This is a genomic window from Mycobacterium sp. NGS48 (genome assembly GCF_059812585.1).
Map to the genome: position 1 here is coordinate 1 of NZ_JCALCY010000044.1, position 1,356 is coordinate 1,356.

A 1,356-nucleotide genomic window follows, 5' to 3' on the forward strand; every position below is an offset into this window, starting at 1 on the left:
GTTCACAGCGGTCACATCGTTAACATCGCGCGATGCGCAATGTGCCCCCGGCGGCGAGCCACGGTCGGCTGCATACAGTTTCCCGGCGCGACGTGTTGCGCTACGCCACTGCGTTCGCCGGCCTGGGTGCCGCATCACGCGGTTGTGGCATGCCCATGGCGGCCGCGGCCACTCCTCAACTGATCGACTTCGCCGCGCGGCAGATTCCGGCGCAGCAAATCCGAGCTGCCGGCTATAGCGGGGTGATCAACTACGTCTCGCTGTCACGTCCTGGCTCGTCGTTTGGCGCCAAGCCGATCACGCGGCCCTACGCCGAGTCGCTCACAGCCGCAGGCTTGGCGATCGTCAGTAACTACCAATACGGAAAGCCAGGTGGTACGGCGCCATCGGACTTCACGCGGGGCTACGCCGGCGGCATCGCGGACGCGCGCACCGCCTGGCAACTGCACACCGCGGCAGGCGGCGGCCAGAGTGCTCCGATTTTCTTCACCATCGACGAGGACATCAACCGCGACACTTGGAATCGCCTCGCGCTGCAGTGGTTTCGTGGCATCAATGCGGTTCTTGGAGTCCAACGCACCGGGGTCTACGGCGGCATCAATGTCTGCCAGTGGGCCGCGGCCGATGGCGTTATCGGGTTTTCGAGCACAACTGGCCGCCGGTGGGCCTGGCAAACTCGAGCCTGGTCTGGCAATCGGGTTCACCCCGCTGCTGTTCTGTATCAGCGCGTCGTGAGCACCGCGTCCAATCCCGGCCCGCGGGTCGGCGGACTCGAAGTCGACGTCAACGACGTCCTGGCGCCCGATTGCGGCCAGTGGAACCTCCACTCGGGGAGTTATCCGAATGGCGATGTGCGGTAGGTGCTGCTGACGTGCGCTGCGCTCGGCATGATCGTGTGCGACATGTGAACCTACGGACGGCGTTTGGCTTAGTGGGCCTCAAAGCGGTCGAGTCTCAGTGCGCAGTCGCCTCTAGGTGCACAAATATTGCCTGTTGAGCACGCAGTTCGTCGGTGGTGAGTAGGCGCCGGTCAGCACACCTCTTAGACCACCTGTGGCTGAACCACCGGGCGCGATGACGCGATTCCAATTCGCAGGGGTGACGACAAAGTGCGTGCCAGATTGGGTAACTGTGCTGTTCCACGCGTGCGAGATGGATTGTCCCACCGGCATGTCGAATTCAAGCTTCCAATCGCTGAGCGGCACTGTGCTCGCGTTGGAGATGGCGAATCGCGCGATGAATCCGGTCTGCCAGGTATGTTCCACCGACAACGTCGCAGCGGCCGCAGCCGCATGAGCAATGGGGGTGATGGCAAGTCCGAGGATAACCAGTAATACCGGCACGGCCACGTGAAGC

2 protein-coding genes are annotated in these 1,356 nt (G+C 63.3%); one reads left to right on the plus strand and one right to left on the minus strand.

Annotated elements, in window-relative coordinates:
• The first annotated feature begins 32 nt into the window (after positions 1–32).
• Complete coding sequence (locus tag AC5Y42_RS23575) at positions 33–860, plus strand: DUF1906 domain-containing protein (RefSeq protein WP_499900978.1); 828 nt, start codon at positions 33–35, stop codon at positions 858–860.
• Positions 861–971: 111 nt separating this feature from the next.
• On the opposite strand, the gene AC5Y42_RS23580 is transcribed toward AC5Y42_RS23575, so the two are convergent.
• Positions 972–1,349 (minus strand): cellulose-binding domain-containing protein, encoded by a 378-nt coding sequence (locus AC5Y42_RS23580; RefSeq protein ID WP_499900979.1) that lies wholly within the window; start codon positions 1,347–1,349, stop codon positions 972–974.
• Positions 1,350–1,356 lie beyond the last annotated feature (7 nt).

Bases quoted from the DNA above. Each gene is read 5' to 3' on its own strand.
- AC5Y42_RS23575 (WP_499900978.1), top strand. From the start codon at position 33: ATGCGCAATGTGCCCCCGGCGGCGAGCCACGGTCGGCTGCATACAGTT.